Annotated in this window: 7 protein-coding genes; 3 read left to right on the top strand and 4 right to left on the bottom strand. The window is 72.0% G+C overall.

The window, feature by feature from the left end:
• Positions 1–1,274, top strand: a 1,274-nt coding sequence (locus IH13_RS0117275; protein ID WP_031085415.1) for an MFS transporter, incomplete at its 5' end; no start/stop codon positions are given.
• Positions 1,275–1,389: 115 nt separating this feature from the next.
• Here IH13_RS0117275 and IH13_RS0117270 read toward each other — a convergent pair.
• The 4 genes from IH13_RS0117270 to IH13_RS0117255 form a co-directional block, all read right to left on the bottom strand.
• The gene (locus IH13_RS0117270; RefSeq protein WP_031085413.1) at positions 1,390–1,839 is read right to left on the bottom strand and encodes a YchJ family protein; all 450 of its coding nucleotides are present in this window, start codon (positions 1,837–1,839) and stop codon (positions 1,390–1,392) included.
• Between the two features lie 212 nt (positions 1,840–2,051).
• Positions 2,052–2,861 (bottom strand): SAM-dependent methyltransferase, encoded by an 810-nt coding sequence (locus IH13_RS0117265; RefSeq protein ID WP_031085411.1) that lies wholly within the window; start codon positions 2,859–2,861, stop codon positions 2,052–2,054.
• A 72-nt stretch (positions 2,862–2,933) separates the two neighbouring features.
• A complete protein-coding gene (locus IH13_RS0117260; protein WP_014049581.1) occupies positions 2,934–3,170 on the bottom strand; it encodes a DUF397 domain-containing protein in 237 nt (78 codons plus the stop codon).
• Entirely contained in the window at positions 3,170–4,030 is an 861-nt protein-coding gene (locus tag IH13_RS0117255) for a helix-turn-helix domain-containing protein (RefSeq protein ID WP_031085407.1), read from the bottom strand. Before IH13_RS0117255 ends, IH13_RS0117260 begins: the two co-directional genes overlap by 1 nt.
• A 207-nt stretch (positions 4,031–4,237) precedes the next feature.
• Between IH13_RS0117255 and IH13_RS0117250 the strand changes: the two genes are divergently transcribed.
• Together IH13_RS0117250 and IH13_RS0117245 are read left to right on the top strand one after the other, a co-directional pair.
• The gene (locus tag IH13_RS0117250) at positions 4,238–4,696 is read left to right on the top strand and encodes an ATP-binding protein (protein WP_031085406.1); all 459 of its coding nucleotides are present in this window, start codon (positions 4,238–4,240) and stop codon (positions 4,694–4,696) included.
• Positions 4,690–5,130, top strand: a complete 441-nt coding sequence (locus tag IH13_RS0117245) for a hypothetical protein (protein ID WP_031085404.1) — start codon at positions 4,690–4,692, stop codon at positions 5,128–5,130. The genes IH13_RS0117250 and IH13_RS0117245 overlap by 7 nt, the downstream gene beginning before the upstream one ends.
• Positions 5,131–5,309: the final 179 nt, after the last annotated feature.

Below are 5,309 nucleotides of genomic sequence, written 5' to 3'. Positions count from 1 at the left end.
AGCCCATGCTGCCGATGCGGCTGTTCCGCAACCCGGTGTTCGCGGTCTGCTCCATCCTCAGCTTCATCGTGGGATTCGCGATGCTCGGCGCGATGATCTACCTGCCGACATACCTGCAGTACGTGGACGGGGACTCCGCGACGCTGTCGGGCGTACGCACGCTGCCCCTGGTCATCGGGCTGCTGGCCGCCTCGATCTTCAGCGGGAACGTGGTGAGCAAGACCGGCCACTACCGGTTCTTCCCGGTCGCCGGGTCACTGGTGATGGCGGCCGGACTCTTCCTGCTGTCGCGGATGGGCCCGGGCAGCGGAGTCTGGCGGGAGTCGCTGTACATGCTGGTGCTGGGGATCGGCATCGGCCTGTCGATGCAGGTGCTGACGATCGCCGTACAGAACACGGTCGACTACGCGGACCTGGGGACGGCGACGTCCGGCGTCACGTTCTTCCGTACGCTGGGCAGCTCCTTCGGGACGGCGGTGTTCGGGACGATCTACGCCAACGCGCTGCGGCCCAACCTCACCCACGGCATCGAGCAGGCGGCGCGGGCGGGCGGCGACCCCGCGGTGCTCACGGGGGCCGCGACGAGCCCGCAGGCAGTGCACGCGCTCCCCGCCGCGCAGACCGCCCCCCTGGCCCAGGCCTACGCGAACACCCTGCACACCGTCTTCCTGTGGACGGTGCCGGTGGCGCTGATCGGGTTCGTCGTCGCGCTCTTCCTCAAGCAGGTCAAGCTCCGCGACTCCGCGCGGGCCGGCTCGACCGACATGGGCGAGGGCTTCGCACAGCCGGTCGCCGGCGACCCGGCGCGGGTCCTGGAAGCCTCGGTGGCACGGATCCTGCGGGACGCGGGGCCCGGCACGGCCCGGCGGGTCGTCGCGGACTCCGACACCCGCCTCGACATGGCCGGCGCCTGGGCCGTGATGCAGGTCGACCTGTTCACGCGGATGGTGGGCCACGCGGGGCTCCGGCTGATCGCCACCCGGCACCGGATCCCGCCGGAGGTGCTGGTACCCGTCTTCGACCGGATGATCGAGGAGGGCTATCTGACCGGGGACGGCCGGCTGTTCGCCCACACGGCGGCGGGCCGGCGTGAGGCGGCGACGATCTCCACCGCCTGGGGGCGCTGGCTCAACGAGCGGCTGGCCGAGGACGGCGCACGACCGGATGACCGGCAGCTCCGGGCGGCGGTCGACGTGATCGCGAAGCGGCTCCTCGCGGAGGACCTGGCGCAGGAGCTCGCCCCGTCGACCGCACGGGTGACGGCCCCGGTCTGACGGGCTCCAGGGGTGCGGGCGATGCCCCGGCGGCGTACGCCTTCGGTGTCCGGCTCGGCCCCGCCCTCACTCGTGCCCGCAGCGCACGGGCCGGGGCGGGGCCTCCCACGGCTTCTCAGTCGACGAAGACCGCGGTCGCGTACACCCAGGCGCCCTGGTGTCGGACGAACCGGCTCTGCTCGTGGAGGGAGTCGGCACGGCCGTCGTCGGTGAAGTGGGCGCGGAAGGTGACCGTGCCGGTGGTGTGGAAGGCGCTGCCCTCCGTGGTCTCCAGGACGTCCAGGCCCCTCCAGCGCAGGGCCGGGTCGAAGTCGACGGACGGCGGGCGGGTGTCCGGGTGCCAGGTGCGCAGCAGGTAGCCGGCGTCCTGGACGACGAAGGCGGTGTACCGGGAGCGCATCAGCGCCTCGCAGGTCGGGGCGGCCACGGCGCCTGAGTGCAGTCGGCCGCAGCAGGCGGCGTAGGTGGCGGGGAGGCCGCACGGGCAGGGTGACTCCGGGGTGGTGCGGCCGGGTGCGCCGCCGGCGGGGGCGGACCCGCGCGGCCGGGAGGTACGTCGTGACATGGACCCATTGTCGCCCGTGGGGCGGGGTGCCCGGCGCGGGGGCGGAGACCTCGGCCCGGCTGCGGCCCCGGGGCGGCGGGGCGATGCGACACGGCCGGGCCGAGGCCCGTTGCGGCACAGCGTCGTGGATCAGGGCGTCCCCGGCGGTTGCTGGAGCTGGTCCCGTGACCCCCTGCCCCCGTGACGTGCCTGTCCGTCGCGCCGTGTTCCGGTCAGCGCTTGCGGGCCACTCCCGCGTAGCCGGGGATCGGGTCGTGGCCCGGCACGTCAACGGCCTCGCCCAGCTCGGGGTGCCACTCCGCCGAGAGGGCGACGCCCGGCTCGACGAGGGCGAGGCCGTGGAAGAAGCGGGTGAACTCGGCGCGGGAGCGGGGGCGCAGGGTCATCCCGCGGCTCCGGTACAGGGCGCGGGCCTGCGCGGCGCCCTCGGGGTCGAAGTCCCCGGTGGTGTGCGAGAGCACCAGGTAGCTGCCGGAGCACAGCCGCCCCACCAGCCGGTCGACGAGTTCGGCGGCCCCGTCCTCGTCGTCGACGAAGTGCAGCAGGGCCAGCAGCGACAGCGCGACGGGCCGGTCGAAGTCGAGGATCTCGCCGGCCGCGTCCAGGATGCTCTCCGGGTCGCGTGCGTCGGCCTGGATGTACTCGGTGGCGCCCTCGGGCGTGGAGTGGAGCAGGGCGGCCGCGTGGGCGAGGACGATCGGGTCGTTGTCGCAGTAGACGACGCGCGCGTCCGGGGCGGCCCCCTGAGCGATCTGGTGGAGGTTGGGTTCGGTGGGTATGCCGGTGCCGATGTCGAGGAACTGGCGTACGCCGTTGCCGACGAGCCAGCGCGTGGCGCGGTGCATGAAGGCCCGGTTGACCCGTGCCATGTCCCGGCCGCGGGAGTCCAGGGCCAGCAGTTCCTCGGCCATCTGCTCGTCGACCGGGTAGTTGTCCTTGCCGCCGAGGAACCAGTCGTACATCCTTGCGGGGTGCGGCTTGCTGGTGTCGATCTCGACTGCGTCGGGGTTCTGCACGGTCATGGCGCGCTCCGTTGGTCGTCGGTCTTCCGGCATCGGCGAACAGCGTCTCGGGCGACCCTATGGGGTGGGGCGTCAGGTGAGAAGGAAGTCGGCCTGACCCGCCTTGGCGCCCTGGATGAAGGCGGCGATCTCGCCGTTGGAGTAGATGAGCGCGGGTCCGTCGGGATCGGCGGACTGACGGACCGCCACCCTGCCGTCGGCCAGCTTCATGGCCTCGATGCAGTTGCCGCCGTTCCCACCGCTCCAGGGCTTGTACCAGCCCTCGGTGCCGAGGTCGGCGGCCGGCATGCCGTTGTATATGTGGTTCATCACAGCTCCTTGCGGAAATCCCGGAGGATCTCCTTCGTGCGTTGTGCAGTCGCGGCCTGAGCCGCCATGCGGTCCATGACCTCGAGGTAGGAAGCCACCTCGGGACGCGCGTCGAAGTAGACGGCGCCGGTCAGGTACTCGCTGTAGACCATGTCCGGCAGTTCGGGGACGGCGAACCGGAAGAGGACGAACGGGCCGTAGGTCCCGGGGTGGTGCCCGGTGGCGAACTCGGCTATCTGGAGCGTGACATGCGGCATGTCCGTCGCTTCCAGGAGGCGGTCGACCTGGGCCCGCATCGCGCCGGGGCTGCCGACGGGGCGGCGCAGGACGGTCTCGTCCATGACCACCCACAGCTTCGGCGCCTCGTCCTTGGTGAGCAGCGACTGCCGCTCCATCCGCAGCGCCACATGGCGCTCGATGTCCTCGGGCCGGGTCTGGCCGACCGCTCCGGTGCGCAGGACGGAGCGGGCGTAGTCCTCGGTCTGCAGGAGGCCGGGGACGAAATGCGGTTCGTACATACGCAGGAGGGAGGCCGCGCCCTCCAGGCTGACGTACATGCTGAACCAGTCGGGCAGGACGTCGTGGAAGCGCTGCCACCAACCGGGCTTGTTGGCCTCCTCGGTGAGCTCGACGAAGGCGTCCACCTCGTCGTCGGCTATGCCGTAGGCCTTCAGGAGGAGCTGTACGTAGGGGATCTTCAGGCCGACCTCGGCGGTCTCCATCCTGCGTATCGTCCCGGAGGCGACACGGAGCACCTTGGCGGCCTGGTCGCGGCTCAGTCCGACGCGCTCCCGCAGGTCCTGGAGCCGCTTGCCGAGAACGACCTGGCCCACGGTCGGGGCGGACCGCGGTTCGCTCACTTCAGACCTCCCGATGCGCTGTGTGCCAGCAGTGTGCCATGCGCGGCCACCACCGGGACACAGCCACTCTGAATTTTTCAGAGTGCCTCTTGCCAAGTGTTCCCGTCGGGGGGAGAGTTGGTCAGTGAACCAGTTCACGTAGGCGCGACCGCTCGTGTTCCATGACGGTGCGAAGCGTGACGCAGCCCCCACTGTGAGGAATCGGTCGTGGCACCTGGCAGTGCGCTCATCCCCCGGGTCGTGGATCGCGGACCCGGGAGGGAAGCGCTCCGTGACCGCTTCGCGCTGCCCGCGCACCCCGAGTCCGTGGCGGGCGCGCGACGGCTGACCCGGTCCCGGCTGGAGGCGTGGCGGGTGGGCCAGGACACCCACGACGCGGCGGTCCTGATCGTGTCCGAGCTGTTCACCAACGCGGTGGTGCACACCGCCAGCGCTCTCGTCCTGTGCGAACTCGATTACTCCGGAGGCGGTTTGCGTATCTCCGTGACCGACCAGGGCCATCAGCCCGACGGCCCCCGGCTGTCACCCCCCGCCGACGACGAGCACGGCCGCGGCCTCCTGCTCGTCGACTCCCTGAGCGCGGCCTGGGGGACGCACGACGCGCCGGACGCCCGCGGGCGCGTGGTGTGGGCGCAGTTGCCGTGCGGTCCGGAGCGGACATGCTGAGGCACGCCCTGAACCAACTGAGGGTCTCGCGCCGCTCCCGGCCGGTTCAGGAGCCGGGCGGTCCGGGCCGCGTCCGGCTGCCTCTGCCGCCCGCGCTGTCGGCGAGTCTGGGCTGCGACGCGGTGGGGGTGCCCGCGCGGTACGGATTCCGGCTGATGTCCCATCTGCCGCGCGCCGGGTGCGTGTTCGCCGACGCCGACCAGTGGTGGTGGATCGTCCCCGCGGGCTCGGACCTCGACCTGGACTGGCCGGAGCAGGCGTCGTACGTCACGGGGGCCTGTGTCCCGGGCGGGCGCCCGCGGCTGATCCACGCGCCGGACAGCCGCACGCCCTACACCCCGCCGATCCCGCTCTACCTGATGGTCTGCCAGCTGACCGGCGTCGCGCCGTCCTGGGCGCCGTCCGGGCCGCCGAGGGCCGTGTCCGCGCCCTGAGGCCCGGCGGTCCGGGCGCCCGCCGGGCTCACGGCCGGTCGAGGGAGGACAGCCCGGGGTGGACCTCCCGGTAGCCGTCCACCAGCCGTCGCGCCACGGTGACGGAGTCCACCAGCGGGTGCAGGGCGAAGGTCTGTCTCTTATACACATCTCTGAGCGGGCTGGCAAGGCAGACCGCG

The sequence above is a fragment of the Streptomyces sp. NRRL WC-3549 genome (genome assembly GCF_000721935.1).
Classification (GTDB): Bacteria; Actinomycetota; Actinomycetes; order Streptomycetales; family Streptomycetaceae; genus Streptomyces.
The sequence above is the reverse complement of the archived record's forward strand: the minus strand, read 5'-3'. Positions and strand labels throughout refer to the sequence as shown.

Bases quoted from the DNA above. Each gene is read 5' to 3' on its own strand.
- IH13_RS0117270 (WP_031085413.1), bottom strand. From the start codon at position 1,839: ATGTCACGACGTACCTCCCGGCCGCGCGGGTCCGCCCCCGCCGGCGGC.
- IH13_RS0117245 (WP_031085404.1), top strand. From the start codon at position 4,690: ATGCTGAGGCACGCCCTGAACCAACTGAGGGTCTCGCGCCGCTCCCGG.
- IH13_RS0117260 (WP_014049581.1), bottom strand. From the start codon at position 3,170: ATGAACCACATATACAACGGCATGCCGGCCGCCGACCTCGGCACCGAG.
- IH13_RS0117265 (WP_031085411.1), bottom strand. From the start codon at position 2,861: ATGACCGTGCAGAACCCCGACGCAGTCGAGATCGACACCAGCAAGCCG.